The following is a 26757-nucleotide window of genomic DNA, read 5'->3' on the forward strand; positions in this document are numbered from 1 at the left end:
TCCGAACCTTCAAATTTTGCCGGAGGGTAAAGGAACATGGTAACGCAAGGGTTAATAGGATCAACTTCCGGACGATAACCCCCTCTCCGCCACAGCGATACATCGCAAAAATTCTACCGCGAGTTTACCGCCTATTAACCCTAACGGTTCGATAACGTCTGAAAAGGTGGGTCGTTTCCGGAGCCTATGAACCGCATGTCAACCGCAGCTATCAAGACGGGTCTCGCGATCACGGCGGCAGTGCTGTCGATGTTGCTCAGCGGTTGCACAAGCTATCAGCCGGCGCCGAAAGCTTTCAGCGAAGCTACTATCCAACCCTATCGCCTCGACAGCGGCGATCGCCTGCGCATCAACGTCTTCGAACAGGCGGGCCTCAGCGGCACCTATACGGTCGATCAGGCCGGATATGTCGCCTTCCCGCTGATCGGCACGGTCGCCTCGCGCGGCAAGACTTTGCCCGAGCTCGAAGGCATGATCGCCGCCAAGTTGCGCCAGGGGTACCTGCGCGACCCCGACGTGACGATCGAGGTCGATCGCTACCGTTCGGTCTTCATCATGGGTGAAGTCGGCCAAGCTGGACAATATGCCTATGTGCCTGGGATGACCGTGCAGAATGCGATTGCGGTCGCTGGCGGTTTCTCGCCGCGCGCCAACCAATCCAATGCCGACATTACTCGGAGGATAAACGGCCGCATCATCACGGGCCGGGTTCCGATCACCGACGCGGTTCTCGCCGGCGATACGATCTACGTCCGCGAACGCCTGTTCTGATCTCGATGCAGCCACAGCGTCCCCTGCGCATCATTCATTGCTTCAGGTCGCCGGTCGGCGGAATTTTCCGCCATGTGCGCGATCTCGCCGAGGCGCATGCCCGCGCCGGCCACGAGGTCGGCATTCTCTGTGACAGCACCACCGGGGGTAGCCACGAGGATTCACTGTTCGACGAGATCCGGCCCTATCTGGCGCTCGGCCTCGTCCGCATGCCGATTCACCGCTCAATCGGGCCGTCGGATGTTGCCGCGCTGTGGCGCGGCTACAAGGAAATCAGAAGTTTGCGACCGGATGTGTTGCATGGGCACGGCGCCAAGGGTGGCGCCATCGCCCGCCTCATCGGTTCAGCCTTGCGGGTCAACAGGTATCGCGTAGCCCGCCTCTATTCACCGCATGGAGGGAGCCTCCACTATCGCCGCCGCTCCCTGATCGGCCGGCTCATCTTCCCGCTGGAACGGATTCAGGAGCGGCTGGCGGATGCCCTCGTTTTCGTCTGCGACTTCGAACGCCAGACCTATTTCACCAAGGTCGGGGCGCCACACGTCCGGCACGAACTGATCTACAACGGCATAGACGACGGGGAGTTCGAAGTGATCTCCCCCCGGCCGGATGCGGCCGATTTTCTCTATATCGGCATGATGCGGGACCTGAAGGGTCCCGATTTGTTTGTGGAGGCCTTCGCTCGGACCGAACGCCTCGTCGGACGGCCCCTCTCGGCTTTGATGATCGGCGACGGCCCGCAACAGCAGGAATATGGTGAACTGATGCTGCAGCAGGGCCTCGGCCGCCGCATCAAGATGCAGCCGGCGATGAAGACCCGCGAAGCATTTACGCTGGCGCGCAATATCGTCGTTCCCTCCCGCGCCGAGTCCATGCCCTATATCGTCCTCGAAGCACTCGCGGCGAGAAAACCGGTCATCGCCAGCCGTGTCGGCGGCATCCCGGAGATACTTGGGCCCGACAGCAGTGCGCTTGCAGAACCGGCCGACGTCCAATCGCTGGCCGCCATCATGGCGCGCTCGATCAGCGAAAGGGACTGGGCAGTGCGGGTCATGCCTGAGCCGAACACGTTCAAATCGCGCTTCGCCGCTTCGGTCATGTCGTCCGAGATGCTGGACCTCTATCGGGAATTGTGCCGTTACCAGCCATCCACGGATAGCGTGTCATCTACAACGTAAGCGTTTCTTAGTGGCTTTCTGCTATCCGGGCGGAGGACTTCAGCGCCGGAAGACAGCCATGAACAAGATTGATCACCCGGGTTCATTCGATCCGGAAGTGCTTCGCAAGAAGATTTCGGAAATCCGCGCCCGGGCGCCCGGCGAGATGCCGAGCGACGGGCCGACCGCGGAGCTCAATCCGCTGGCGCGCCAAATCGCCGAACAGTTCCGGGCGGACACCTATTCGCCGGCCATGATCATGGGACTGATGCGGCTGTTCGAGTTCAGTGCGCTCTTTGCCATCGGCTACGCAATCAACGCACTTTATGTTCAACCGGGCTTCGACCACTTGCCGCTCTATCTGGCGATCCTGGTGGGGGGCTCGGCGCTGGCGGTTGCCGCGATGCAGATTGCCGACACCTATCAGATTCCGGCACTGCGTGCCTGGCTGCGGGTGATGCCGCGTATTCTCGCGGCCTGGGCGGTCGCCTTTGGTGGCATCGCCATCGCCCTCTTCTTCCTGAAATCCGGCCACCAGTATTCCCGCGTCTGGTTCGGCGGCTGGTTCGTCGGTGGCGCGCTCTTTCTCCTCGCCGAGCGCGCCTTCATCGCCTATTCCATCCGTCACTGGGCCCGCAACGGCACGATGGAACGGCGCGCCGTCGTCGTTGGCGGCGGCCAGCCGGCGAAGGACCTGATCCGCACGCTTGAGGATCAACCCGACAACGACATCCGTATCTGCGGCATTTTCGACGATCGCGACGAGCGGCGCTCGCCCAACGTCATCGCCGGCTATCCGAAACTGGGAACGGTCAACGAACTCGTGGAATTCGCGCGTCTGGCGCGCATCGACATGCTGATCATCTCGCTGCCGCTGACGGCCGAAAAGCGCATTCTCGAACTCCTCAAGAAACTCTGGATCCTGCCGGTCGACATCCGGCTCGCCGCCCACGCCAACAATCTGCGCTTCCGTCCGCGCAGCTATTCCCATGTCGGCGACGTGCCCATGCTCGACATTTTCGACAAACCGATCGCCGACTGGGACTCAGTCGCCAAGCGCGGCTTCGACATCTTCTTCAGCCTAGTCGCCCTGGTGCTCCTGTGGCCGATCATGCTGGGCGCCGCCATTGCCGTCAAAGCCACCTCTCCCGGCCCGATCATCTTCAAGCAGAAGCGGCACGGCTTCAACAACGAGACCATCGAGGTCTACAAGTTCCGCTCGATGTATACGCATATGAGCGATCACTCGGCACGCAACGCCGTGACCAGGGGCGATCCTCGCGTAACGCCGGTCGGCCGCTTCATTCGCAAGTCGTCGATCGATGAGTTGCCGCAGATTTTCAACGTGCTGAAAGGCGAACTGTCGCTCGTGGGGCCGCGCCCGCACGCCGTGCTGGCGCAGACCCAGAACCGGACCTATTCCGACGTCGTCGAAGGCTATTTCGCGCGCCATCGCGTCAAGCCCGGCGTTACCGGCTGGGCACAGATCAATGGCTGGCGCGGCGAGATCGACAATGACGAGAAGATCCGCCTGCGCACGGCCTTCGACCTCTACTACATCGAAAACTGGTCGCTTCTCTTCGATCTCAGGATCCTGTTCCTGACGCCATTCCGTCTCCTCAACACCGAGAACGCCTATTGAGCACCGTCGAGACAGGCCGGTTTCCGATCGCACGTCCTCAGCTTGCAGCGCTCTCGCTGCTCGGCTCGGGTCTGGTGGCGTTCGCCGTGTTTCTTTCCGGCTTCGTCATCTTCGAGCCCGCGCCCTACGAATTGTTCCTCATCGCACTCATCGGGCTCTGGGCGCTCTTCGGGCTCAAGATTTCACGCAGCATCGCGCCCCTGCTCACGCTTCTGACGCTGTTCATGGTAGGCGGCATCCTGTCCTTGACGGTCATGGTCGACCTGAGCAAGGGGCCGATGTACATGGCGGTTTCCGGATTTCTTGCGCTGTCGTCGATCTTCTATGCTGCGATCATAGAAGACCGTCATGAGCGGCTGAGGCTGATCTTCAATGCGTGGACGGTCGCGGCCATCATTACCGCGCTGCTTGGCATCCTCGGCTATTTCGGCGCCGTTCCGGGCGCGGAGAACTTCACGCTCTACGGTCGCGCCAAGGGCGCCTTTCAGGATCCCAACGTGTTCGGGCCGTTTCTCTCGGTGCCGGCCATGTATCTGATCCACGGCATCCTGACGCAGCCGATCCGGAAAGCGCCGCCGAAGATCGCCGCATTGCTGATCCTCGCCCTTGGTGTCTTCCTGTCGTTTTCGCGTGCCGCCTGGGCGCTCAATCTCTTCTGCGTCGTCGCCTTCGTCTTCGTCATGCTGCTCAGGGAACGCAGCGGCCTCTTTCGTCTCAGGATCCTCGCCCTGGCGCTCGTGGGCGCACTCCTGGTCGTCGGCGCTCTTCTTGCCGCCCTTCAATCCGAGCAGGTCGCAACGCTCTTTTCCAGCCGATCGCAACTCGTGCAGGATTATGACGGCGGGCATCTCGGCCGTTTCGACCGCCATCGCCTGGGCTTCCTGATGTCGATGGAGAAGCCTCTCGGCATCGGCCCCATGGTCTTCAGCACGATCTTCCCCGAAGACGAGCACAACGTCTGGCTGAAGTCGCTGACCTCCTATGGCTGGCTCGGCTTCATCAGCTATGTGACGCTCATCATCTGGACGCTTTCGCTCGGCTTCCGCTTCCTGCTGCTCAACCGCCCCTGGCAAACCTACCTGATGATTGCCTGGGTTGCCGTCCTCGGCCATGTCGGCGTCGGCAACGTCATCGACACCGATCACTGGCGTCATTTCTACCTGCTCCTCGGAATCATCTGGGGATGTGCCGCTCTCGAATATCGTCATCGCCGGCAAGCGCGTGCCGGCTGGAGCTCCTGATCATGGAACACTTCGTTCCGGGCCGGCGACCGGCCCTCCCCTTGCGCCTCCTTCAGGTTCTGGAACCGAGCGGTGGCGGCTCGGGTCGACACTTTCTCGACCTCTGCCGCGGCATGCACCAACGCGGGCATCATGTGGAGGCAGTCTATTCGCCGGTGCGGGCCGAGGAAGGTTTCGTGCGCGAGTTGAAGGCGGTCGGCCTGCCCGCCGTCCACGCCGTCAACATGAAGCGGGCGCCGGGTCCGTGGGATCTCGCCTCCTTCCTCGAACTGCGGCGCATCATTCGCGGCGGCGGCTTCGACATCATCCATGGCCACAGCTCCAAGGCCGGTGCGCTGATCCGGATCCGGCTTCCCGGTCCGCACATTCCCCGCCTCTATACCCCACACGCCTTTCGCACCCTCGATCCCAGGCTCGGCCGCGGCGGCCGGCTGATCTATGGCACGATAGAATGGGGCCTTGCCCGCTTCTTCACCGACCGGCTCATCTGCGTTTCCGAAGACGAATACCGTCACGCCCTATCGCTGCACATGCCCGAGGATCGGACGTCGGTGATCGTCAACGGCGTTGCCCCGCCCTCATGCGAGATGGCGCAAACGATTCGCGCCAGCTTCGGGATCGCGCCGGATGCCTTTGTCTTCGGCTTCATCGGCCGGCTTTCGGCGCAAAAGGCGCCGCAACGTCTCATCGCTGCCTTCAAGAGCGTCGCCGCTTCGGTGAAGAATAGCCATCTGGTGATGGTCGGCGCCGGTGAACTCGAAGGGACCTTGCGCGAGGCGATCGCCGAAAGCGGACTGCAGAACCGCATGCACCTGACCTCGGCCTTCACCGGACCGCAGGCTGCACCGGCTTTCGATCTTCTGGTCATGCCGAGCCGCTACGAAGCCATGTCCTATGTGATGCTGGAAGGGGCGGCCGCCGGCAAACCGATCATCGCCACCGATATCGGCGGTGCCCGCACGGTCATCGAGGACGGCCAAAACGGCTTCATCCTGCCAAACAGCGACGACACGTCGTTACTTGCGAAGACGATGGTCAAGGCAGCCGCAGCGGAGACTTTCGAAAAGCTGTCTGCCGTCGCCCGGAGCCGGAAACAACGCTTCACCCTCGATGTGATGCTCGATCAAACCGAGACGCTCTATAAGAGGACGGTCATCAGACGCCGCGTGCCAGCAATCCTTCAGCCGGCGGAGTAGCGCGGATAGAATAATGGTGGAAAGCAGATCAATCGCTCTATGGGGGATCGAGGATTGAGAAAATGGTCGGAGCGGCGGGATTCGAACCCACGACCCCTTGACCCCCAGTCAAGTGCGCTACCGGGCTGCGCTACGCTCCGAACCGAGGAAACCCCTATATAACCAGCGCTTAGAGCGCAAGCGGGAATTTCGAACTCGGCATGAAAAAGAAATGTCCGGCGTGGAAAAGCGGGCCGGCCAAGGACCGATGAGAAAATCAGTCTGCCTTTCTCCACCATCGCCCCGAGATCGATGCGCGTGCGTCGCAATAGAACCTTCACCAAACCTGAAATCGCGTCGCTCGAAACGTTGTCCCTAACGCAACGTGAGCTTGCCATCACAACCGATTTGAGGGACAGTTTGGTACTGGCCCCTCGAGGCCTGGAGCCTCCCCTTCTAGGAGAAAACCATGCCTCTTAAATCTTTGATGGCCGTGACCGCACTCGTCGTCCTGACCCTGTCCGGATGCGCGACTTCCGGCTCGACCAACACAACCTACGCGCAGTGGACCGGCCCTTATCCCGAACCGGATGTTTCCGCAGCGAGCCCCGGTGGTTTCCGTATGTCCTACTAAAACGCGGCACCTGTAGGGTGAGCGACAAAACGCGGGCCCAGTAAGGCGTCCCTCAGTCGCTCACGTCAATGCATGAGTGGGTTGCCCCTTTGCCCAGCGCCGAGGCAATTGGATGCGGGGCGCCTACCAATCTCCCAAACCGACGATCGAACGAATGTTCGCCGATCGCTCCGGCTGGAATGTTCGGCTGGCAGCAACGCGCCCACAACCGCGCAAGCGCCACGCGCCTGCGTCACGGCTGAATTTCCTTAAAGCCATGAAAGCGTTACGCGTTGTCGACCAAGCGCGCCTCGCAGGCGTCGCGGACGGCCTCAGCGCACCTGGTCGAGCAGGCGCTTGCATTCCAGGAGATCGTAGAGCGCCTCCTGAAGCAGGGCGCGATCTTCCTTGCCGACAGACGACGATTTGCCGAGAGAGATCTCCGGCACGTCGTCGCTGCCGCCGCCGAACGAGAAGAAGCGGCGGCTCGCCGGTGCCTTGGCGCGGCCGACGATCTGATCCTCCTCCGAAACGCCGGCCTTGGGCGGCGCCGGCTCCTCGTTGCTCGATGCCGCAAGCGCCTCGACGGTCGCGAGATCACCGCTGGCAATGGCGGCAACGAACTTGTTGCCGTTGGTCTTCAAGAGCTTCTGGACGCCCTTGATGGTGTAGCCGTGGTCATAGAGGAGGTGCCGGATACCCTTCAGGAGATCGACATCCTCGGGTCGGTAATACCGTCGACCGCCGCCGCGCTTCATCGGCTTGATCTGCTGGAAACGGGTTTCCCAGAAGCGCAGAACATGCTGCGGCAGATCGAGATCGTCGGCGACCTCGCTGATGGTGCGGAAAGCGTCCGGGCTCTTTTCCATGTGGCTCCCAATCCATGTCACGCGACTCACGCTCGCAAGCAGCAATGAACCGACATCATACCGATGATGGCACGAATCAGGTCCATTTCAACGGCTTATGGATGGGTTTTCAACCACATTTGTGGCTGACGCCGTGACTTCACGCGACGGGAGATACCGGCTTCTGCTTGGCCCTGCGGCTAAGATGGGCCTTCAGCACCCGTTGCTTGAGCACGTTGGACGCCTTGAAGGTCATGACGCGCCGCGGCGAGATCGGCACTTCCTCGCCGGTCTTCGGGTTTCGCCCGATGCGCTCGTTCTTGTCGCGGACCTGAAAAGTCGCGAAAGAAGACAGCTTCACGCTCTCGCCACGCACGATTGCGTTGCATATTTCGTCAATGACGGTTTCCACCAGTTCGGCAGACTCTGTTCGTGACAGACCTACCTTGCGAAAAACCGACTCAGCCAAGTCCGCCCGTGTTACTGTTTTTCCGCTCATCTTCCCCCACCAACGTCTGGTACGCCGATCAGCGTCCGAAGACTATTGCCCTTACCTTTTGCGGTCAAGCGCCTGTTGCTTAAGCAATTTCTTTACCAGCGGAGGAGCACGGAGCCCCAGGTGAAGCCACCCCCCATGGCCTCGAGCAGGACGAGGTCACCCTTCTTGATCCGCCCGTCGCTTGCCGCCGCGTTCAAGGCCAGCGGAATGGAGGCAGCAGACGTGTTGCCATGCAGATCGACCGTCACCACAACCTTGTCGAGAGGGATGCCGAGCTTCTTGGCGGAGCCGTCGATAATGCGTCGGTTAGCTTGGTGCGGCACCAGCCAGTCCAGATCTTCCGCGGTCGTTCCGGTCGCCTCGAAAGCGGCCTCGATCACGTCGGTGATCATTCCGACCGCGTGCTTGAAGACTTCGCGGCCTTCCATCTTGAGATGGCCGACCGTGCCCGTGGTCGAGGGACCACCGTCAACATAAAGCTTGTCGCGATGAGCACCGTCGGAGCGGAGCTTCGCCGTCAGCACGCCACGGTCGGCGTTCGTACCCTCTCCCTCCTCAGCCTCCAGGATGATGGCACCGGCGCCGTCGCCGAAGAGCACGCAGGTCGTCCGGTCGGTCCAGTCGAGAATGCGCGAGAACGTCTCCGAGCCGATCACCAGAACGCGCTTGGCAAGCCCGCCGCGGATATAGGCGTCGGCCGTCGTCACTGCATAGACGAAACCGGAGCAGACGGCCTGCAAGTCGAAAGCCGCACCATGGCGCATGCCAAGGCGATCCTGGATGTTGACGGCCGTTGCCGGAAAGGTGTTGTCCGGTGTCGAGGTCGCCAGGATGATGACGTCGATATCATCAGGCGTGAGCCCGGCATTGGCGAGTGCCGCGCGGGCCGCGGCTTCGCCGAGAGACGCGGTGGTCTCGCCCTCGCCGGCGATGTAGCGCTGCCGGATGCCCGTGCGCTGTACAATCCACTCATCGGACGTATCGACTTTGGATTCCAGCTCCTGGTTGGTAACAACGCGCTTCGGCAAGGCTGCGCCGAAGCCGCGAACGACGGAACGGATCATCTATTCAAACCTCATCATTCATGCCGGCGGAAAGGGCCTGGGGCGGTTCCGCACCATGGTACTTCGCCAGATCGAGCTCGATCTTCGACTTCAGGCCATTCTTCACCATGTCGTAGCCGACATCGATGGCGGCTGCGAAACCCTCGGCATCCGCACCACCATGGCTCTTGATCACGACGCCATTGAGGCCAAGGAATACCCCGCCATTGACCTTCCTGGGATCCATCTTCTCGCGCAGGCGATCGAACGCGCCCTTCGCCAGGATGTAGCCGATCTTGGCAAGCAGGGTACGCGACATTGCAGCGCGCAGATATTCGGCAATCTGGCGCGCGGTGCCTTCGGCGGCCTTCAGCGCGATGTTGCCGGAAAAACCTTCGGTCACGACCACATCGACCGTTCCGCGGCCGATGTCATCACCCTCGACGAAGCCGTAGTAGTCAAAGCCATCGATATTGGCTTCACGGATCAGGCGGCCAGCTTCCTTGACCTCCTCCTGTCCCTTGATTTCCTCGACACCAACATTGAGAAGACCAACCGTCGGCCGTTCGATCTCGAAAAGCGCCCGTGCCATGGCGCCGCCCATCAGCGCGAAATCCATGAGTTGCTGCGCATCCGCACCGATCGTCGCCCCGACGTCCAGCACGATGCTTTCGCCCTTCAGCGTCGGCCAGATGGCGGCGATCGCCGGACGCTGGATCCCTTGCATCGTGCGCAGACAGAAGACCGACATCGCCATCAGCGCGCCGGTGTTGCCGGCCGAAACGACGACGTCCGCCTCGCCGGCGTTGATCGCGTCGATCGCCTTCCACATGCTCGATTTTCCGCGGCCGCGGCGAAGCGCCTGACTCGGCTTCTCGTCCATCGCGACGGCGAGCTCGCAGTCATGGAAGGTGCTGCTGGCCTTGAGCTTCGGATATTTTTCCAGGAGGTCCGCGCATTGCGCTTCGATGCCGAACAACACGAACTTGATGTCCGGATGACGCTCGAGCGCCCTTGCGGCGCCCGGGATGACGACTTCGGGACCATAGTCGCCACCCATCACGTCAAGTGAAATTCTGACCACGCGTGTCTTATCCTTCATTTCTGCCACACAACACGTGCCGTCGTGGCGCACTCACCGGGACGCAATGACGATACATATTGTTGCTTCTGACGCTTGAGCCAAGCACGCGGCAGATCGCTTCGCGGCTCTTTTGGCCGGTTTGGGGCCAAAATACTGCTTTTCCTTTGCGTGACAACCGAATTGTAGAGGAGGCTTTCAGAGCCTCAGTCCTTTTTCCAGTCCTTCAGAACCGCAAACGGGTTCGGTTTCTTGTCGTCCGCCTCCGTGCTCTCGATGCGCGCGCCGAAAGTGGCGCCAGGCTTGCGCGGATAGGGATCGATCGCGAGTGCCACCTGCTCGCTGACGACGACGCCGGCATCGATCGTGTCGCCGGTGAAGGTGTCGGGAATGTCGGGACCATCCGGATCGAGAATCATCTCGCCGCCGTCGTTGCTCGCCTGGCGGGCGAGCCGCGATCCCTCGGGTACCAGGATCACTTCGACCGGCTCATGGATATCGGCCTCGACGGGCTCGAGTGTCACCACGCAGCTTTGCACGATGCGGGCCGTCACATCGCCCTTGATCTTGATGCCATCCTTCTTCCAGCGTGCAATCTGCAGTTCTGCGCCGAGCGACAGTACATCATTGACGCCCCAGAGTTTCGCGAGAGCAGCACGCTCGCGCTCGTTTGCGGAAAGCTTAACGCTGACAGCGTTCGCCGAGATGTGTCCCACCCTCACCGGATAGGAGAAGGCCGGCTGGCCATCGTCTTTCATGATCGGATCCTTCCTCGCCAGGGCGATCGATGCCGCCCGTTCGCGAATGCAGCCGTCGCCCGTCTTCCGGTTCGCGACGCTGTTATCTCTTTATAACCGCTATTAAGCTCCAGCAGACGGAATCTGCAACTGACCGGTCTCGACAACCTCTTCGCCAACGTCGGCGAGTTTCGCCTCCACGGTCAGCAGGTAGGCTGCAAGCGCCTCCATCGCGGGCGCGGCATCGCCCCCTTCCGGGTGGAAGTTGCGCTTCAAGGCCGCCGCCAAGGCCGCCCCATCCTTTGCCTGCAACGCGGCCGCATAGGATTCGAGGCGACCATAATACATGCCGGCCAGCCTCTTCATCTTCTTCGGAACGCCGGCATCGCCCACGCCAAGCTCGCGGATCGAATGGTCGACGTCCTCGAAGAAAGCGTCGATGATCTCCTGGGCGATTTCCTGCCCGGGCCTTGCGGAGGCGCGTGTGCGGCGGAAGTAAAGGATCAGCATCGCCGACAGCATCTCGAAACGCCCCATGACCGTGTCCGGCACATCGAGGTCGGTATAGAGATAGGGTTGGCGCGCGGCCGACGTCAGCAGCGCATACTGCCGTTCGACAATTACCGTGTTGCCGCTTTTTCTTTTGAACAGTCCAAAAATCATCACAAAGCTCGGGCTTGGCTTTCTCGAAATGCGCGCAAGCGCCCATCCCGTTGTTGCATGACAGCCGAAGCTGGTTTACCGAAGCAGGCACGAATTGCAATGGCGGATCTGCCATCGTTTCTCCAAGGGGAGCTGTCGTTGACGAAGCGGTATTTGAGAAAAAACTTTAAAACCCTCGGCCGCGTGGCCGCCGTAGCTACCATCGCCGGTCTCACCCTTTCAGCCTGCCAGTCCGCCAATGTCGGTGAAGTCCTTCATCAGGGTTACGTGGTTGACCAAGAAACGCTAAATCTCGTTCCGGTTGGCTCCAGCCGCGAACAAGTGCTGCTGTCGCTCGGCACGCCCTCCACGACCGCGACCTTCGACAACGAAGTGTTCTACTACATTTCCCAGACCCGCAAGCGTCCCGTCGCCTTCATGAAGCCTCAGTTGATCGACCAGTCGATCCTTGCCGTCTACTTCGACAAGGAAGGCACTGTCAGCCAGCTCGCCCATTATACGCTGAAGGACGGCAAGGTCTTCGATATGCTGTCGCGCACGACGCCGACCGGCGGCAAGGAAACGAGCTTCCTCGGCCAGCTCTTGAGCGGACCGGGCGCCGGACAAGCTGCCGCAAAGAGCCTGTTCAAGGACTTCGGCAGCAAGTAGTTCACCATCACAAAGCAAAAGGCCCGCGGAACCAAGTTTCGCGGGCCTTTTTCGTTTCAGTGGTTCGATCAGGCGAGGACCGCCAACAGCAGCAGCGCCACGATGTTGGTGATCTTGATCGCCGGGTTCACCGCCGGACCGGCCGTATCCTTGTAGGGGTCGCCCACCGTGTCGCCGGTGACGGATGCCTTGTGCGCATCCGATCCCTTCAGATGACGGTCGCCGTTCTTGTCGACGAAACCATCCTCGAAGCTCTTCTTGGCATTGTCCCACGCGCCGCCGCCCGAGGTCATCGAGATCGCCACGAAGAGGCCATTGACGATGACACCGAGAAGCGATGCGCCAAGCGCTGCAAAGGCCGAGGCCTTCGAGCCCGACAGAAGCAGCACGCCAAAATAGACGACGACAGGTGCAAGCACCGGCAGCAGCGAGGGGACGACCATCTCGCGGATCGCCGCCTTCGTCAGAAGGTCGACGGCGCGGCCATAGTCCGGCCGTTCCTTGCCTTCCATGATCCCGGGCTTTTCGCGGAACTGCCGACGAACCTCCTCGACGATGGACCCGGCCGCCCGGCCGACGGCCGTCATCGCGATACCGCCGAAGAGATACGGGATCAGACCGCCGAAGATCAATCCGGCAACGACGTAGGGGTTGGAGAGATCGAAGGAGATCTGCCCAACATCGGCGAAGTACGGGTACTTGTCGCCATTGGCGGCGAAGTAGCTGAGGTCGTTCGAATAGGCCGCGAACAGCACCAGCGCGCCGAGACCGGCCGAACCGATCGCGTAGCCCTTGGTGACGGCCTTGGTGGTGTTGCCGACGGCATCGAGCGCGTCCGTCGACTTACGCACTTCCGGCGGCAGATGTGACATTTCCGCGATGCCGCCGGCGTTGTCGGTTACCGGTCCGAAGGCATCAAGCGCCACGATCATGCCGGCGAGGCCGAGCATGGCGGTGACGGCAATGCCCGTGCCGAAGAGACCGGCGAGCTGATAGGTGGCAATGATGCCGCCGACGATGACGATCGCCGGCAGAGCCGTCGATTCCAGCGAAACGGCGAGGCCCTGGATCACGTTGGTGCCATGCCCGGTCACAGAGGCCTGGGCGATCGAGTTCACCGGCCGCTTGTTGGTGCCGGTATAGTATTCGGTGATGACAACGATCAGGGCCGTCACGACCAGGCCGAGGATACCGCAGAAGAACAGGTTCCAGCCGGTGACGTCCTTGCCAGCGACGGTGCCGATCGAGCCCCATCCGATCGTAAACGACGTGGCGGCGCCGAGACCGAAGATCGACAATGCGCCGGTAACGATCAGGCCCTTGTAGAGCGCACCCATGATCGAGTTGTTGGCACCGAGCTTCACGAAGAAAGTGCCGACGATCGATGTGATGATGCAGGCCGCGCAGATCGCCAGCGGGTAGACCATGACGGTCGCAAGCATCGGCGTGCCGGCAAAGAAGATCGCCGCGAGCACCATGGTTGCGACGACCGAGACGGCATAGGTCTCGAAGAGGTCGGCCGCCATGCCGGCGCAATCGCCGACATTGTCGCCGACATTGTCGGCAATCGTCGCCGGATTGCGCGGATCATCCTCGGGGATGCCGGCTTCCACCTTGCCGACGAGGTCGCCGCCGACGTCGGCACCCTTGGTGAAGATGCCTCCGCCGAGACGGGCGAAGATGGAGATCAGCGAAGCACCGAAGCCGAGCGCGACCAGCGCGTCGATGGCTTCGCGCGAGGCGGGTTCATGCCCGAGACCGGCGGTGAGGACGGCGTAGTAGACGGAGACGCCGAGAAGCGCCAGGCCCGCTACGAGAAGGCCGGTAATCGCGCCGGACTTGAAAGCGATGTCGAGGCCGGAGGCGAGGCTGACGGAAGCCGCCTGGGCAGTGCGGACGTTCGCCCGAACCGAAACATGCATGCCGATGAAGCCTGCAGCGCCCGAAAGGATCGCACCAATCAGGAAACCGAACGCGGCGGCGGCGGAAAGAAGAACCCAAGCGGCGATGAATACGACGACGCCGACGATGGCAATGGTCTTGTACTGACGCGTGAGATAGGCCTGCGCCCCTTCACGAATGTAGCCTGCGATTTCTTGCATGCGGGCGTTCCCCTGGTCGGCGGCCAGCACCGACTGTGTTGCCCAGATGGCATAAGCCACCGCGAGCAACCCGCATGCGATAACGCCCAACAAAATGGTCATTTCGCATTACCCTCCGTTACAACCCGCAGACTCACTCCCGGCCACGGGCCCCTCAAAACCGCGAATCACGCGCCACCTCCTCAAGCAGCGCCCGCCACGGCGCGGCCAGAGTGCGGTTGCAACGGGAGATCGTCAAGCCCCGGAAAACGCCAGTGACAAGGCGCTCCGGCGACTTCGAATGTCGGGGGAAAGGAATTAGGCGGCGGCGTTCCGGGGAGCGCGCTTCAACAGCAACAGAAGCACGAGGCAGACGATGGTAACCGGCCAGACGACCGCGTTCAGCATGTCCCATCCATAGGCGGACAGGACCTTGCCCGAGGCAAAGGACGACAGCGCCACCGTGGTGAACAGGATGATGTCGTGGAAGGCCTGGACCTTGTCGGCCTCCTGCGGGCGGTAGCTGCTCGCAACGATCGCAGTCGAGCCGATAAAGCCGAAGTTCCAGCCAAGGCCGAGCAGCACCAGGGCGCCCCAGAAGTTCCAGAGCTCGATGCCCATATGTGCGACCGTGGCGCAGGCCATCAACAACAACAGCCCGCAGCCGACGATACGCTCGGCTCCGAAGCGGCTGACCAGCAAGCCGGTGAAGAAGCTCGGGGCGAACATCGCCAGCACGTGCCACTGGATGCCGAGCGTCGCAAGCTCGGTCGAAAAGCCGCAACCCACGACCATCTCGACCGGCGCACCGGTCATCATGAAGGTCATCAACGCGTAGCTGGAGATGCCGCAGGCCATGCCGGTGGCGAAGCGCTGGCTGCGCACGATCGCGCCGAGAGGACGCACGGCGTGGTCGTGGTGATCTCTCACCATCGTGCTCGGTTCGGGCAGCCGCAGCGGCGCGAAGAAGAACGCCGCAAGCAGGCTGATCGGCAGCAGCACGACGAAAGCGCCGGCAAAGGCAACGGGCGCGAACAGGTCACCGGCAAAGATGACGATCTGCGGGCCGAGCACGGCAGAAACGATGCCGCCGCCAAGGATCAGCGAGATCGCCTTGGGCTTGTAGAACGACGGAGAAGCATCGGCGGCAGCAAAACGCAGCTTCTGGGTGAAGCCGTTCGATGAGCCGAGCATCGCGAGAGCGAAGGCAAAGAGCCAGAAGCTTTCACGGAAGAGCGCGATTGCGGCGAGCGCCGCACCTGCGGCGGCAATGCCGGTCCCGGTCATGAACGCAAAACGGCGGCCGATCAGGCGCGAGAGCATCGCGACCAGCACGACGCCGAGCGCCATGCCGACGTTAAAGGCGGTAAGCGGCGCGGTTGCCAGCGACTTGTCATCCACCAGCAACTGATAGCCGGCAACACCGCCGATGGAGAAGCAGATCGGTCCGACGACACCGAGAATGGCCTGGGCGGCGGTCAGATGGAAAACGTTGCGGCGCGCTTCGCGAAGGGTGGCCCCCATGTCATCCGCAGTAACCGCAACCATAACTCTTTACTTCCGGAACTCGCTACGAACCTGCTTGGCGATGCGGTCGAGAACGGCGTTGACCAGCTTGGGCTCGTCATCCTCGAAGAAGGCCTTGGCGATCTCAACATACTCGGTAACGATCACCGGAACGGGCACATCCTTGCGCTCCAGCATCTCGAAGGTGCCGGCGCGCAGGATGGCGCGTACGGTAGAGTCGAGCCGCGACAGTGCCCAGTCGTCCTGAAGCGCCGAGCCGATCAACGGGTCGAGCTTGCGCTGGTCGCGCACGACGCCGGAGACGATCGAGCGGAACCAGGAAGCGTCCGCCTTCAGATAGGTATCGCCGTCGACGTCCTGGCCGAGGCGATGGGCTTCGTACTCGGCAACCACTTCGAGCACGCCGGTACCGCCAATGTCCATCTGATAGAGCGCCTGCACGGCGGCAAGGCGCGCTGCACCGCGCTGGTTGACCTGCTTCAGCGGCTGATCCGAGGGTGTCTTCGTCACTTTTCCGTGCCCAGTTTCTTCTTCAATTCAATCATGGTGAGCGCCGCGCGCGCGGCGAAGCCACCCTTGTCACCTTCCGATCGGCGCGCGCGTGCCCAAGCCTGGTCGTCATTCTCGACCGTCAGGATACCATTGCCAATAGCGAGGCTTTCGCTCACGGCGAGATCCATGATGGCCCGCGAAGATTCGTTCGCGACGATATCGAAATGATAGGTCTCGCCGCGAATGACCATGCCGAGTGCGACGAAGCCGTCATATTCCGTACCGCCCTCGTCGGCACCGTCAAGCGCCATGGCGATCGCAGCCGGGATTTCGAGCGCGCCCGGAACCGTCACGATATCATAGGTGGCCCCGGCTGCGTCCAGCGCGTGCTTGGCGCCGTCGAGCAATGCATCGGCCATATCGTCATAGAAGCGCGCTTCCACAATCAGGATGTGGGCTGCCGTGGTCTCTGCCATGGATCACCTGTCTTTGAGAGTTCGTCGCCGGATGCGACCGACTGAGGCGGCGGTCAAACCATGCTCCGCGTCGATTGGCAAGCAAATTCCGCCGCGGACGGCCTTTTGCCGCGCCGAACGGGGCCAGAATAGTAGCCTCGAAGGACGTTGGCGGAGCGCTCAAGGCGGCAACATGGCAAACGCGCGGTCCAATGTGATCCGCATGCGCTCCGCGGCAGCTACCGTCATAGGATTGCAATACGGAGACATAACCAACGTGACGTTTATCAGATTTCAACGCTTCTCGGTTGACGATCCCGCGATCGCGCGACACGGATAGGGAAGGACCGTCGATGCTTCTTGCGAAATGCACGGCGCCAGGGAGGAAGACATGACGGAAACGCGAAAACCGATCGTCAACCCGAAGAGCCTCGACCTCGACCACTGGACGAAGGGCAGCTTTTTCGAATCCCGCGACGCCTCCTTCGGCGCGCTGCTCGGCCTGAAGGATCTCGGCATCGGCTACGGCGAGGTGCCGCCAGGCAAATCCGGCTGCCCCTTCCACAATCATCACGTCGAGGAAGAGCTGTTCATCATCCTCGAAGGTGAAGGCACCTATCGTTTCGGCAGCGAACGCCATTCGGTCGGCCCGGGCGATATCCTGGGCGCGCCGGCAGGCGGGCCGGAAACGGCGCATCACCTGATCAACACCGGCACGGTGCCGCTCAAATACCTGTCGATCTCCACCATGGCGGCAACCGAGATTTGCGAATATCCCGATTCCGGCAAGTTTCTCGCCAAGACGCGCGATCCCGACGGCGGACGGCGCTTCCGCTTCATCGGCCGCGCGGAAAGCACCGTCGACTATTGGGACGGCGAGCCCGGCGCCTGAGTTCACCACAGCATAGGATCGAACATGCATAGCGTCCCTATCATCGAGACAGATCGCCTTATCCTGCGCCCCTATCGCCGTGACGATTTCCCTTCCTACGTCGCCCTGTTCGGCGATCCCGAGGTGATCCGCTATGTCGGTGGGGTACCGTTCACGCGCGAACAATCCTGGACCCGTTTCCTGCGCCAGGTCGGCATGTGGCACTATTTCGGCTTCGGCTTCTTCGCCATTCAGGATCGGCAAACAGGGACGTTTCTTGGCGAGGCCGGGTTTCACGACGTGCACCGCGCGATCACGCCGTCACTCGAGGGAACGATGGAAACCGGATGGGCGCTGTCGCCCAAGGCGCATGGCCGGGGACTTGCGACGGAAGCCGTCAGTGCCGCACTCAAATGGGCCGATCAGCAATTTCCGACACTCCGGAAAACCTGCATCATCGACATCGGCAATCACGCCTCGATCCGTGTCGCGGAAAAGCACGGCTTCCAGGAGTTCTGGCGAACGACCTATCACGGCAATCACGTGATCATGTTCGAGCGGCAGCAGGCGCGTGCGCACGCTGGAACATGAACAATTTTTAGTTGTTTTCTCGCCCTTGGGCGCCATCAAACGGCCAGGTTCCAGACGCGGACCTGGATCAACTTAGCGACGCCGACGCAAGTTTCTTCAAACTTCGCTCATGCCGGCTTGGGGGCCGGGAACTCGGCCAGGCGCGCCGCATATCGCGCCATGGTGTCGACCTCGAAGTTCACAAAATCACCGGCCTTGCGCTCGCCCCAGGTGGTGACCTCCAGCGAATGACGGATAAGCAGCACGTCGAATTCGGCGCCATCGACCTTGTTGACCGTCAGCGACGTTCCGTCGAGCGCGACGGAGCCCTTCGGAGCCACGAATCTTGCCAGATGCTCGGGTGCCCGCAGACGAAAGCGCACCGCGTCGCCCTCCGGTTCCACCGACAGGATTTCCGCCTTGTCGTCGACATGGCCGGAGACCAGGTGGCCGCCGAGCTCGTCGCCGATCTTCAGCGACCGCTCGAGGTTGATCCGCGTGCCCTTCGTCCAGCCTGCAATCGTCGTCAGCCGCAACGCCTCTTCCCAGGCCTCGACCTCGAACCAGCGCTCGTTGCTGCCGGCTTCAGGCAGGGCGGTCACCGTCAGGCACACGCCGGAATGGGCAATCGAGGCGCCCATGTCGATGGTTTTCGGATCATAGCTCGTGGCAACACGCAGCTTGATGCCTTCCTTGAGCGGGGTGACGGCATCGACAGTGCCGATATCGGTAACAATGCCTGTGAACATCAGTTCTCTCTTTCGTATTCCTCGAACAGATCGTCGCCATACCGTGCCTCGGCGACGCACCGGAAGCCTGTCGGCACGGATCTACGGTCAAATGGGGATGCAATGCCGTTTTCGCCAATCGTCCCGGGGCCGGTGTAAAGCTGGATACGGTCGACGAGATCCGCATCGAGAAAGGCGCGCGCCGCGACGGCTCCGCCTTCGACCATCAGGGAGGAGAGGCCGCGGGAAGCGAGGGCGGCCAGCAGGTCGGCAATCGAACCGGCTTCGAGCACCTCGACGCCGGCCGCCTCCAGGGCCGCCTTGCGTGCGGCCCGTCCGTCGCCGGCATCCGTGTCGCCGGATCCATCACTGGAGACCACGATCACCGGGACATCCGGCGCCGTTCGCACCAGTTTCGAAGCAAGCGGGAGGTCGAGCCGGCGGTCGAGGACGATGCGCAGCGGCGAGCGATTTTCGAGCCCTGGCAGCCGTACGGTCAATTCGGGGTCGTCGGCCGTCGCCGTGCCGATCCCGACCAGGATCGCATCCGTCTCGGCCCTCAGCATCTGCACCTGCCCGCGGGAGATGGGACCGGTGATGCGAACCTGGCCCTCCCCTTTGCGGCCGATCATGCCGTCGGCCGAAACGGCAAGCTTGAGAGTCACATAGGGGCGGCGGCTCACCTGGCGCATGAGATAGGCTTCGAGCGCCCGCTGCCCCTCTTCCGCGAGAACGCCGATATCGACGGTGATGCCGGCGTCGCGCAGGCGCACGACGCCGCGTCCGGCGACGCGCTTGTCCGGATCGAGGATCGAGATCACCACGCGGGCAACGCCGGATGCGACGAGCGCGTCCGCGCAAGGCGGCGTCTTGCCGTGGTGCGAGCAGGGCTCCAGCGTGACATAGGCGGTCGCTCCCCTTGCCCGCTCGCCGGCTTCAGCAAGCGCCTGGGTTTCGGCATGCGGACGGCCGCTTCGCGCCGTCACGGCGCGGCCGAGGATGACGCCGTCCTTGACGATCAGGCAGGCGACGGAGGGATTGGTGGATGTCTGTCCGAGATGATGGCGGGCCAGCCTCAGCGCCGCGGCCATGAACCTCTCGTCTTCACGGTTGGTCGCTGCCATGGCTCCATCCAGCCTGTGTTCTATTCGCCGGGATCGCGCGCGATCTTGGCGCTGATCTCGGTGATGACCTTCTCGAAATCCTCGGCATGCGAGAAATCGCGGTAGACCGAAGCGTAACGCACGAAGGCAACGTCATCGAGGCTCTTGAGGGCCTCGAGCACCTGCAAACCGATTTCTTCGGAGGGAATCTCCGTCTCGCCGGAGCTTTCGAGCCGCCGCACGATGCCGGAGACCGCCCGCTCGATGCGGTCGCGGTCGACCGGGCGCTTCCTCAGCGCGATTTCGAAGGACCGCAGGAGCTTGTCCCGGTCGAAAGGCACCTTCCGACCGGTCTTCTTGATGATCATCAGCTCACGCAACTGCACCCGCTCGAAGGTCGTGAAGCGACCTCCGCAATCCGGACAAATCCGGCGACGGCGAATGGCGTTCCCGTCTTCTGCCGGACGGGAATCCTTCACCTGGCTGTCTTCAGAACCGCAGTAGGGGCAGCGCATGGGCGACCGATCACATGTAGCCGTACATCGGGAAACGGTCGGTCAGCTTGACGACCTTGTCGCGAACGCCCGCTTCAACGGCGGCATTGCCTTCGTCGGAGTTGGCGACCTTCAGGCCATCGAGGACCTCGACGATCAGTTCGCCGATTTCCTTGAACTCGGCTTCCTTGAAGCCGCGAGTCGTACCCGCCGGCGTGCCGAGACGGACGCCCGAGGTGACGAACGGCTTCTCGGGATCGAACGGGATGCCGTTCTTGTTGCAGGTGATGAAGGCGCGGCCGAGCGCGGCTTCTGCACGCTTACCGGTCGCATTCTTCTTGCGCAGGTCGACGAGCATCAGGTGGTTGTCGGTGCCGCCGGAGACGATGTCGAGGCCATTGGCCTTGAGCGTTTCGGCGAGCGTGCGGGCGTTCTTGACGATCTGGGCTGCATAGTCCTTGAACGAGGGCTGCAGAGCTTCGCCGAGCGCAACCGCCTTGGCGGCGATGACGTGCATCAGCGGGCCACCCTGGAGGCCCGGGAAGACGGCCGAGTTGATCTTCTTGGCGATGTCTTCGTCGTTGGTCAGAACCATGCCGCCGCGCGGGCCGCGCAGCGACTTGTGCGTGGTCGTGGTGGCGACGTGGCAATGCGGGAACGGCGACGGGTGCTGGCCACCGGCAACGAGACCGGCGATGTGCGCCATGTCGACCATCAGCCAGGCGCCGATTTCGTCGGCAATCTCACGGAAGCGCTTCCAGTCCCAGACACGCGAATAGGCCGTGCCGCCGGCGATGATCAGCTTCGGCTTGTGCTTGCGTGCCTTCTCGGCGACGTCGTCCATGTCGAGCAGGTGATCGTCTTCACGCACGCCGTAGGAGACGACGTTGAACCACTTGCCGGACATGTTGACCGGCGAACCGTGCGTCAGGTGACCGCCCGAGTTGAGGTCGAGGCCCATGAAGGTATCGCCTGGCTGCAGGAGCGCCAGGAAGACGGCCTGGTTCATCTGCGAACCGGAGTTCGGCTGAACGTTGGCGAAGTTGACGCCGAAGAGCTTCTTGGCGCGCTCGATCGCCAGTTCCTCGGCGATATCGACGAACTGGCAGCCGCCGTAATAGCGCTTGCCCGGATAGCCCTCGGCATATTTGTTGGTCATGATCGAGCCCTGGGCTTCGAGCACGGCGCGGGAAACGATGTTCTCCGAGGCGATCAGTTCGATCTCGTGGCGCTGACGACCCAGCTCCTTCTCGATCGCACCGAAGATATCCGGATCGCTGTCGGCCAGAGAGCGGGTGAAGAAGGCGTCATTGGTCTGTTCAGGCATCGGCGCGAGGCTCCTCTCAAGGGTGGCAGTTCTTTAGCTTCCTCGCACGGCGAGAGCAATATCTGCTGTGCGGTTTGCGTCATTTCCCCCATCTGCCGCGCCGAAATACCGCGGGGCTCCGCCCACGAAAAAGCCGCGCTCCCAGGGGAAGCGCGGCTTTTCGATCTCGTGTCGCAAATTTGCTTATTGCGGCAGCGCGTCGTCGTCGACCGAACCGGCGGACTGTTCGACGCCATAGGGCGTCTGAAGCGCCAGTTCGGTGGCGCCGTCGCGCTGATAGATATCGTCGCGGAACTGCACCACTCCGTCCTTGGCGGACCAGGCCGTGATGTAGGTGAAGAAAACGGGAACTTCCTCGGCGAGCGTGATCGGCGTGTTGACGCCGGTCTTGATGGTCGCCTCGATCTGCTGGCGCGACCAGCCAGGGGTTTCCTTGAGCAGCCAGGTCGAGAGGTCGCGCACGTTCTGGACGCGCACGCAACCGGACGATTCGAAGCGCATGAGCTTGTTGAACAGGCCCTGCTGCGGGGTGTCGTGCATGTAGACCTGATGCTCGTTGTGGAAGTTTATCTTCGTCGACGACATCGCGTTGATCTTGCCCGGGTCCTGACGGAACATCAGGTTCGGCGCCTTCTCGGCGTTCCAGTCGACGGTTTCCGGCGACACTTCGTTGCCGGCGCCGTCGAACAGGCGGATGGAGTTGCGCTCGAGATAGGTCGGATCCTTGCGCATCAGCGGCATGATATCCTTCTGGATGATCGAGCGCGGCGCGGTCCAATAGGGATTGAGGATGACCTCGTAGATCTTCGAATTGAGGATCGGCGACTGGCGATCGATCTTGCCGACGATCGCCGTATGGCGCAGCGCCACGCGGCCGTTCTCCACCGCTTCGATGTAGGCGGCCGGAATGTTGACCATCACGTAGCGGCGGCCGAGATCGCCCGACATCGACTGCAGGCGCACCAGGTTGGTCTGGAGCTGGCCGAGGCGGGTGTTGGCGTCGACGTTGATCGCCTTCAGCGTGTACTCGCCGATGACGCCATCCGGCGGCAGGCCGTGGCGCGCCTGGAAGCGCTTGACCGCGCCTTCGACGTAGGAATCGAAGGACGAGGAAACCCCGGCCGACTGCGGCAGGTCACCGGAAACCATCAGACGCTGGCGAAGCTGCTGCACCGACGGATCGGTGACGCCGAGTTCGAGCTTGACACTGGTCTGGACCGTCGGCCAGCCGCCTTGCGAAACGATGTTCTGGTAGTCGAAGATCGCCTGCTGCACGTGGGCGATCGTTTCCGGGCCGAAGACCGGCGTGTTCGAGACGACTGCCGTCGCGGTGCGCGATGCCTTCGCGTCATACTGGTCATCCCAGGAACCGCGGCGCGGCGAATTGATGATCTCGTTCAGGGCATCCTGTGCGCTTGCCGCACCGGCGACCGCCACAGCACCGAAGGTTGCCGCCGAGCGCAGAAAGGCGCGGCGCGAGAATGCATCAATTCCATTCTTTTTCGACATATTCCTACCATCCCAATGCGTTGGCACGCGCCCTATGCGCTGGCACGCATGTTGCCGGAGCCCTAACACGATCGTGGTTAACAAAGGTCAACCAACGAGCCACCCTGCCCTCACAAGTTTTCACGATACCGCGAGTGAGAACCCTCATCCGGCAGGCGAAACGCGAAATGAATCCACGCTCGAGAAACCACGTGGCCGCACCTACCGCATGTCGTCGTCGCTGTCACAGCAATATGGCCAATTCGTGTCTCGGCGAGGCTGAACGACGACGTGGCACGCCATTTGCTTTTCACCGCAAAGGACAGGCCCGCAGGCAGGCTGCAGACAGCAACATTTTGATATTCTAATATTTTCCACTTGGAAAACCGGCCAAACGCCGGATTGGCGTGCCGAAGGGGTGCGGCCTTTGGGCAACAGAGCGCGCCGCCGACAAATGGCAAAGGTCGGACACGCAGGGATTGCGCCCGACCCTTGAACTGGAGGTTTTGCCTGGATCAGAGACGGTACATGATCGAGTCGTTCCAGAAGCGATCAAGGCGCTGCAGCAGCTTGTTCATCTGGGTGAACTCGTCCGAACCGATACCGCCGACCTTCTGGATCGAGCCGATGTGGCGCTCATAAAGCTTGGCGACGGTTTCGGCGATGTCCTGGCCGTCTTCCGTCAGGCTGATGCGAACCGAGCGGCGATCGACACGGGAGCGCTGGTGGTTGATCAGGCCGAGGTCGACCAGCTTCTTGACGTTGTAGGAGACGTTCGAGCCGAGGTAGTAGCCGCGGGAGCGAAGTTCGCCGGCGGTCAGTTCCGAATTGCCGATATTGAAGAGCAACAGGGCCTGAACGGCGTTGACGTCGCTACGACCTTCGCGGTCGAACTCGTCCTTGATGACGTCGAGCAGACGGCGATGCAGGCGCTCGACGAGGTGAAGGGATTCCATGTAGAGACCACGGATGGTTTCTTCCTGAGGGTCTCGGGGCTGAGCCGCCTGCGGCTTCATCTTGGTGTTCATTTGACTGCCTCACTGTTTTGTTTGGCGGTGTCTGTTTGTCTTCCCGCCTTGAGTGAGACCCTATCGAATACGTCTAAAATTCTACTTAAACCGCAGCCTTAACAAGAGCTTGCCATTTGACGAGCCTGTCTCAGGGTGAATCAACCCTTACCTGCCTGGCCTGCCGCCAGCGCTGATAGAGGAGCGCCGCCCGGAAAAGAACGAAGGTCACGGCAACCGCCGCATGCAGCACGAGCAGCAGCGGACGGGCGCCGAAACTGGCCGGATAGAACTCGTACATGGCGATCTCGATCGCCGCGGCGACCACCCAGACGACAGGCCCCCAGGAGACGAGCAGCCAGAGGCCGAGCGCCGAAACGGGATAGACGACGGCGAGCGCCGTGGCAGCCGCACGCCATTCGGGCGACAAGAGATCGAAGCGACCGGCGCCGCCATGGGAAAAGCCGATCAGCATGGCCCAGTAGTTGAGTGCGAACCAGATGCACGAGGCAGCGACCAGACGCAGGAAGAAACCGAAGAGGATCTCGGTCAGCGATGGTTTCGGCACATGGGCAGAATCATGAAGCATGGCCGGCAAGATAGGGCGGCTCTTGCTCATCCGCCAGCGGGATCGCTGCGTGCCCTCCCCTGCCGTTGTCATTTGAAGAGAAGAAATGCCGCAGCCTATTCGCCGGACGCGCGGTTCCCAATTGCCGCCGCCCCATGATAAAGCGCTTGACTAACGACGATTTTACCGGAAAGGCGCGGCGCGATGAACGACAGGACAAATCTTGTGGACAGGATCACCGGCCACCGCCGCATGCGCCGCAACCGCAAGGCCGACTGGACGCGGCGGCTGGTGCAGGAAAACCGCCTGACCGTCGATGATCTGATCTGGCCGATCTTCATTGTGCCGGGCAGCAACATCGTCCAGCCGATCGACGCCATGCCCGGCGTCAACCGCATGAGCGTCGACAAGGCGGTGGAAGCCGTCAAGGAGGCGGCCGACCTCGGCATTCCGGCGATCGCCACCTTCCCCAACATCGACATGCGGCTGCGCGACGAGACCGGCTCCAACAGCCTGGCCGCCGACAACCTAATCAATGAGGCGACGCGCGCATTCAAGAAGGCGGTGCCCGAGATCGGCGTCATCACCGACGTCGCGCTCGATCCCTTCACCAGCCACGGCCACGACGGCATCCTGCGCAACGGCGAGATCGTCAACGATGAAACCGTCGAGATGATCTCCAGGGCGGCGGTCGCCCAGGCGGATGCCGGATCCGACATCATCGCCCCCTCCGACATGATGGATGGCCGGATCGGCGCGATCCGCCAGGCGCTTGACGCCGCCGGACATCAGAATGTCGGCATCATGTCCTATGCGACGAAGTTCGCCTCCGGCTTCTACGGCCCCTATCGCGAAGCGATCGGCACCGGGGGCCTGCTCAAGGGCGACAAGAAGACCTATTACATCGATCCGGCCAACGGCACGGAAGCCATCCGCGACGCCGCGCTCGACGTCGAGGAAGGCGCCGACATGTTGATGGTAAAGCCGGGCCTCCCCTATCTCGACATCTGCTGGCGGATGAAGGAGGCCTTCGGACTGCCGGTCTTCGCCTACCAGGTGTCCGGCGAATATTCGCAAATAAAAGCCGCCGCCGCCAACGGCTGGATCGACGGCGAGAAGGTAATGCTGGAAACGCTGCTCGCCTTCAAGCGCGCCGGCTGCGACGGCATCCTCAGCTATTTCGCCGTCGAGGTCGCTCGCATCCTCGCCAAGGGCCGCTAGGTCCAGGGTTCCTGGGCCCGAAGTTCTGCGGCGCCTCGCGTCTTTTCAGACGTGCGGGGGTCGCCGCAGCATTTTGAGTTGCCGGATATTTTGTCCGGATATCGTTTCCGACCTAAGGAATTAGGCAGGGGCCCGCGATCCTTGTTTTGCAGGCGTCACCGTCCCATATTCTGCATGCACCCAAGCGAGGCTTGAACGGATGACCATGCACAACGAAGAACTGAGGCTGCCGAGCAATGATTGGCGCGCCTATCAGGGCGTGCTCTCCCGGCGCATATTCGCGTTCCTGCTGGATTACGCCATCATCGCGCTTCTGTGGATCCCGGCGGCGATCGTCGTCTTCTTCCTGGGCATCCTCACGCTCGGCCTCGGCTTCATGCTGTACCCGGCGCTCTTTGCCATCGTCGCAATGCTTTATTTCGGCCTGACCGTCGGCGGGCGGGAGCAGGCCTCCCCCGGCATGCGGATGATGGGATTGGCGGTCGCCCGCACCGACGGACGCCCGATGGATTTCCTGACCGCCATCGTCCACCTCGTCATCTTCTGGATCGCCAACGCCCTGCTGACGCCGCTGATCCTGCTGATCGGCCTCTTTACCGATCGCAGCCGCCTGCTGCATGACCTGCTGATTGGCACCGTCATGGTCCGCCGTGACATGTACTGACCGGAAGCGCGCCCATTGTCGGCAACGCTAAAATAACTGGCTG

General features: G+C 62.1%; 28 protein-coding genes and 1 tRNA gene. 11 read left to right on the top strand and 18 right to left on the bottom strand.

Annotation, left to right across the window (positions count from 1 at the left end):
• The first annotated feature begins 195 nt into the window (after window positions 1-195).
• From AC0C6X_RS10450 to AC0C6X_RS10470, 5 genes are all read left to right on the top strand, one after another.
• Entirely contained in the window at window positions 196-771 is a 576-nt protein-coding gene (locus tag AC0C6X_RS10450; protein ID WP_173516143.1) for a polysaccharide biosynthesis/export family protein, read from the top strand.
• 5 nt (window positions 772-776) lie between these two features.
• Entirely contained in the window at window positions 777-1949 is a 1173-nt protein-coding gene (locus AC0C6X_RS10455; protein WP_173516142.1) for a glycosyltransferase family 4 protein, read from the top strand.
• A gap of 247 nt (window positions 1950-2196) precedes the next feature.
• Window positions 2197-3570, top strand: coding sequence for an undecaprenyl-phosphate glucose phosphotransferase (locus AC0C6X_RS10460; protein WP_432704669.1), 1374 nt, complete (start codon window positions 2197-2199; stop codon window positions 3568-3570).
• Complete coding sequence (locus AC0C6X_RS10465) at window positions 3567-4811, top strand: O-antigen ligase family protein (protein WP_173516140.1); 1245 nt, start codon at window positions 3567-3569, stop codon at window positions 4809-4811. The genes AC0C6X_RS10460 and AC0C6X_RS10465 overlap by 4 nt, the downstream gene beginning before the upstream one ends.
• 2 nt (window positions 4812-4813) lie before the next feature.
• Window positions 4814-6007: a glycosyltransferase gene (locus AC0C6X_RS10470; RefSeq protein ID WP_173516139.1), complete on the top strand. Its 1194-nt coding sequence runs from the start codon at window positions 4814-4816 to the stop codon at window positions 6005-6007.
• 63 nt (window positions 6008-6070) lie between these two features.
• Here the strand turns inward: AC0C6X_RS10470 and AC0C6X_RS10475 are convergent.
• Window positions 6071-6147 (bottom strand) — tRNA-Pro (locus tag AC0C6X_RS10475).
• A 308-nt stretch (window positions 6148-6455) separates the two neighbouring features.
• Between AC0C6X_RS10475 and AC0C6X_RS10480 the strand changes: the two genes are divergently transcribed.
• Window positions 6456-6620: a hypothetical protein gene (locus tag AC0C6X_RS10480; protein ID WP_173516138.1), complete on the top strand. Its 165-nt coding sequence runs from the start codon at window positions 6456-6458 to the stop codon at window positions 6618-6620.
• Between the two features lie 311 nt (window positions 6621-6931).
• Here the strand turns inward: AC0C6X_RS10480 and AC0C6X_RS10485 are convergent, their stop codons facing one another.
• From AC0C6X_RS10485 to AC0C6X_RS10510, 6 genes are all read right to left on the bottom strand, one after another.
• Window positions 6932-7468: a MerR family transcriptional regulator gene (locus AC0C6X_RS10485; RefSeq protein ID WP_057252555.1), complete on the bottom strand. Its 537-nt coding sequence runs from the start codon at window positions 7466-7468 to the stop codon at window positions 6932-6934.
• A 139-nt stretch (window positions 7469-7607) separates the two neighbouring features.
• Window positions 7608-7946, bottom strand: coding sequence for an integration host factor subunit alpha (locus tag AC0C6X_RS10490; RefSeq protein ID WP_113536913.1), 339 nt, complete (start codon window positions 7944-7946; stop codon window positions 7608-7610).
• Between the two features lie 92 nt (window positions 7947-8038).
• Window positions 8039-9010, bottom strand: coding sequence for a beta-ketoacyl-ACP synthase III (locus AC0C6X_RS10495; RefSeq protein ID WP_173516137.1), 972 nt, complete (start codon window positions 9008-9010; stop codon window positions 8039-8041).
• A 4-nt stretch (window positions 9011-9014) separates the two neighbouring features.
• Window positions 9015-10073 (bottom strand): phosphate acyltransferase PlsX, encoded by a 1059-nt coding sequence (gene plsX / locus AC0C6X_RS10500; RefSeq protein ID WP_173516136.1) that lies wholly within the window; start codon window positions 10071-10073, stop codon window positions 9015-9017.
• Between the two features lie 203 nt (window positions 10074-10276).
• Entirely contained in the window at window positions 10277-10828 is a 552-nt protein-coding gene (locus tag AC0C6X_RS10505) for a YceD family protein (RefSeq protein WP_173516135.1), read from the bottom strand.
• Window positions 10829-10930: 102 nt separating this feature from the next.
• On the bottom strand, window positions 10931-11470 hold the full coding sequence (locus AC0C6X_RS10510; protein WP_472952975.1) for a ubiquinol-cytochrome C chaperone family protein: 540 nt from the start codon (window positions 11468-11470) through the stop codon (window positions 10931-10933).
• 138 nt (window positions 11471-11608) lie between these two features.
• Between AC0C6X_RS10510 and AC0C6X_RS10515 the strand changes: the two genes are divergently transcribed.
• Entirely contained in the window at window positions 11609-12118 is a 510-nt protein-coding gene (locus tag AC0C6X_RS10515; RefSeq protein ID WP_173516133.1) for an outer membrane protein assembly factor BamE, read from the top strand.
• Window positions 12119-12186: 68 nt separating this feature from the next.
• On the opposite strand, the gene AC0C6X_RS10520 is transcribed toward AC0C6X_RS10515, so the two are convergent.
• The 4 genes from AC0C6X_RS10520 to ribH all read right to left on the bottom strand — a co-directional run bounded on the left by AC0C6X_RS10520 (window position 12187) and on the right by ribH (window position 16694).
• Window positions 12187-14322: a sodium-translocating pyrophosphatase gene (locus AC0C6X_RS10520; protein ID WP_173516132.1), complete on the bottom strand. Its 2136-nt coding sequence runs from the start codon at window positions 14320-14322 to the stop codon at window positions 12187-12189.
• A gap of 195 nt (window positions 14323-14517) precedes the next feature.
• Complete coding sequence (locus AC0C6X_RS10525) at window positions 14518-15723, bottom strand: MFS transporter (RefSeq protein ID WP_247958236.1); 1206 nt, start codon at window positions 15721-15723, stop codon at window positions 14518-14520.
• Between the two features lie 30 nt (window positions 15724-15753).
• On the bottom strand, window positions 15754-16236 hold the full coding sequence (gene nusB, locus AC0C6X_RS10530; RefSeq protein ID WP_173516131.1) for a transcription antitermination factor NusB: 483 nt from the start codon (window positions 16234-16236) through the stop codon (window positions 15754-15756).
• Window positions 16233-16694, bottom strand: coding sequence for a 6,7-dimethyl-8-ribityllumazine synthase (gene ribH / locus AC0C6X_RS10535; protein ID WP_173516130.1), 462 nt, complete (start codon window positions 16692-16694; stop codon window positions 16233-16235). Before ribH ends, nusB begins: the two co-directional genes overlap by 4 nt.
• A 370-nt stretch (window positions 16695-17064) precedes the next feature.
• On the opposite strand from ribH, the gene AC0C6X_RS10540 reads away from it, so the two are divergent.
• Window positions 17065-17565, top strand: coding sequence for a cupin domain-containing protein (locus tag AC0C6X_RS10540; protein WP_247957819.1), 501 nt, complete (start codon window positions 17065-17067; stop codon window positions 17563-17565).
• Between the two features lie 24 nt (window positions 17566-17589).
• Window positions 17590-18135 (top strand): GNAT family N-acetyltransferase, encoded by a 546-nt coding sequence (locus AC0C6X_RS10545; protein WP_173516128.1) that lies wholly within the window; start codon window positions 17590-17592, stop codon window positions 18133-18135.
• A 107-nt stretch (window positions 18136-18242) separates the two neighbouring features.
• Here the strand turns inward: AC0C6X_RS10545 and AC0C6X_RS10550 are convergent, their stop codons facing one another.
• From AC0C6X_RS10550 to AC0C6X_RS10580, 7 genes are all read right to left on the bottom strand, one after another.
• Complete coding sequence (locus tag AC0C6X_RS10550; protein WP_173516127.1) at window positions 18243-18863, bottom strand: riboflavin synthase; 621 nt, start codon at window positions 18861-18863, stop codon at window positions 18243-18245.
• On the bottom strand, window positions 18863-19966 hold the full coding sequence (gene ribD / locus AC0C6X_RS10555) for a bifunctional diaminohydroxyphosphoribosylaminopyrimidine deaminase/5-amino-6-(5-phosphoribosylamino)uracil reductase RibD (protein ID WP_472952977.1): 1104 nt from the start codon (window positions 19964-19966) through the stop codon (window positions 18863-18865). Before ribD ends, AC0C6X_RS10550 begins: the two co-directional genes overlap by 1 nt.
• Before the next feature lie 20 nt (window positions 19967-19986).
• Window positions 19987-20460: a transcriptional regulator NrdR gene (gene nrdR / locus AC0C6X_RS10560; RefSeq protein ID WP_034803756.1), complete on the bottom strand. Its 474-nt coding sequence runs from the start codon at window positions 20458-20460 to the stop codon at window positions 19987-19989.
• Between the two features lie 10 nt (window positions 20461-20470).
• Complete coding sequence (glyA, locus tag AC0C6X_RS10565) at window positions 20471-21766, bottom strand: serine hydroxymethyltransferase (RefSeq protein WP_173516125.1); 1296 nt, start codon at window positions 21764-21766, stop codon at window positions 20471-20473.
• 183 nt (window positions 21767-21949) lie between these two features.
• On the bottom strand, window positions 21950-23275 hold the full coding sequence (locus AC0C6X_RS10570) for a L,D-transpeptidase family protein (RefSeq protein WP_173516124.1): 1326 nt from the start codon (window positions 23273-23275) through the stop codon (window positions 21950-21952).
• A 494-nt stretch (window positions 23276-23769) separates the two neighbouring features.
• Entirely contained in the window at window positions 23770-24282 is a 513-nt protein-coding gene (ldtR, locus tag AC0C6X_RS10575; RefSeq protein WP_065777474.1) for a transcriptional regulator LdtR, read from the bottom strand.
• A 130-nt stretch (window positions 24283-24412) separates the two neighbouring features.
• Window positions 24413-24850 (bottom strand): DUF6163 family protein, encoded by a 438-nt coding sequence (locus tag AC0C6X_RS10580; protein WP_472953156.1) that lies wholly within the window; start codon window positions 24848-24850, stop codon window positions 24413-24415.
• Between the two features lie 183 nt (window positions 24851-25033).
• Here AC0C6X_RS10580 and hemB point away from each other — a divergent pair, with 183 nt between their 5' ends.
• Both hemB and AC0C6X_RS10590 read left to right on the top strand, forming a co-directional pair.
• Entirely contained in the window at window positions 25034-26050 is a 1017-nt protein-coding gene (gene hemB, locus AC0C6X_RS10585) for a porphobilinogen synthase (RefSeq protein ID WP_247957820.1), read from the top strand.
• A gap of 199 nt (window positions 26051-26249) precedes the next feature.
• Window positions 26250-26714 carry an RDD family protein gene (locus tag AC0C6X_RS10590; protein ID WP_247957821.1) on the top strand — a complete coding sequence of 155 codons (465 nt, stop codon included), beginning with the start codon at window positions 26250-26252 and terminating at the stop codon, window positions 26712-26714.
• The last annotated feature ends 43 nt before the right edge of the window (window positions 26715-26757 follow it).

Source organism: Ensifer sp. VA4 (genome assembly GCF_055710065.1).

Coding starts and splice junctions, on each gene's coding strand:
- ribH (WP_173516130.1), bottom strand. CDS start 16,694: ATGGCAGAGACCACGGCAGCCCACATCCTGATTGTGGAAGCGCGCTTC.
- AC0C6X_RS10510 (WP_472952975.1), bottom strand. CDS start 11,470: ATGATTTTTGGACTGTTCAAAAGAAAAAGCGGCAACACGGTAATTGTC.
- AC0C6X_RS10470 (WP_173516139.1), top strand. CDS start 4,814: ATGGAACACTTCGTTCCGGGCCGGCGACCGGCCCTCCCCTTGCGCCTC.
- AC0C6X_RS10485 (WP_057252555.1), bottom strand. CDS start 7,468: ATGGAAAAGAGCCCGGACGCTTTCCGCACCATCAGCGAGGTCGCCGAC.
- AC0C6X_RS10490 (WP_113536913.1), bottom strand. CDS start 7,946: ATGAGCGGAAAAACAGTAACACGGGCGGACTTGGCTGAGTCGGTTTTT.
- AC0C6X_RS10460 (WP_432704669.1), top strand. CDS start 2,197: ATGCGGCTGTTCGAGTTCAGTGCGCTCTTTGCCATCGGCTACGCAATC.
- AC0C6X_RS10480 (WP_173516138.1), top strand. CDS start 6,456: ATGCCTCTTAAATCTTTGATGGCCGTGACCGCACTCGTCGTCCTGACC.
- AC0C6X_RS10580 (WP_472953156.1), bottom strand. CDS start 24,850: ATGCTTCATGATTCTGCCCATGTGCCGAAACCATCGCTGACCGAGATC.
- ribD (WP_472952977.1), bottom strand. CDS start 19,966: ATGGCAGCGACCAACCGTGAAGACGAGAGGTTCATGGCCGCGGCGCTG.
- AC0C6X_RS10495 (WP_173516137.1), bottom strand. CDS start 9,010: ATGATCCGTTCCGTCGTTCGCGGCTTCGGCGCAGCCTTGCCGAAGCGC.
- AC0C6X_RS10545 (WP_173516128.1), top strand. CDS start 17,590: ATGCATAGCGTCCCTATCATCGAGACAGATCGCCTTATCCTGCGCCCC.
- AC0C6X_RS10570 (WP_173516124.1), bottom strand. CDS start 23,275: ATGTCGAAAAAGAATGGAATTGATGCATTCTCGCGCCGCGCCTTTCTG.
- nrdR (WP_034803756.1), bottom strand. CDS start 20,460: ATGCGCTGCCCCTACTGCGGTTCTGAAGACAGCCAGGTGAAGGATTCC.
- AC0C6X_RS10590 (WP_247957821.1), top strand. CDS start 26,250: ATGACCATGCACAACGAAGAACTGAGGCTGCCGAGCAATGATTGGCGC.
- AC0C6X_RS10525 (WP_247958236.1), bottom strand. CDS start 15,723: ATGGGGGCCACCCTTCGCGAAGCGCGCCGCAACGTTTTCCATCTGACC.
- AC0C6X_RS10550 (WP_173516127.1), bottom strand. CDS start 18,863: ATGTTCACAGGCATTGTTACCGATATCGGCACTGTCGATGCCGTCACC.
- AC0C6X_RS10505 (WP_173516135.1), bottom strand. CDS start 10,828: ATGAAAGACGATGGCCAGCCGGCCTTCTCCTATCCGGTGAGGGTGGGA.
- AC0C6X_RS10520 (WP_173516132.1), bottom strand. CDS start 14,322: ATGACCATTTTGTTGGGCGTTATCGCATGCGGGTTGCTCGCGGTGGCT.
- ldtR (WP_065777474.1), bottom strand. CDS start 24,282: ATGAACACCAAGATGAAGCCGCAGGCGGCTCAGCCCCGAGACCCTCAG.
- glyA (WP_173516125.1), bottom strand. CDS start 21,766: ATGCCTGAACAGACCAATGACGCCTTCTTCACCCGCTCTCTGGCCGAC.
- AC0C6X_RS10450 (WP_173516143.1), top strand. CDS start 196: ATGTCAACCGCAGCTATCAAGACGGGTCTCGCGATCACGGCGGCAGTG.
- AC0C6X_RS10455 (WP_173516142.1), top strand. CDS start 777: ATGCAGCCACAGCGTCCCCTGCGCATCATTCATTGCTTCAGGTCGCCG.
- hemB (WP_247957820.1), top strand. CDS start 25,034: ATGAACGACAGGACAAATCTTGTGGACAGGATCACCGGCCACCGCCGC.
- AC0C6X_RS10540 (WP_247957819.1), top strand. CDS start 17,065: ATGACGGAAACGCGAAAACCGATCGTCAACCCGAAGAGCCTCGACCTC.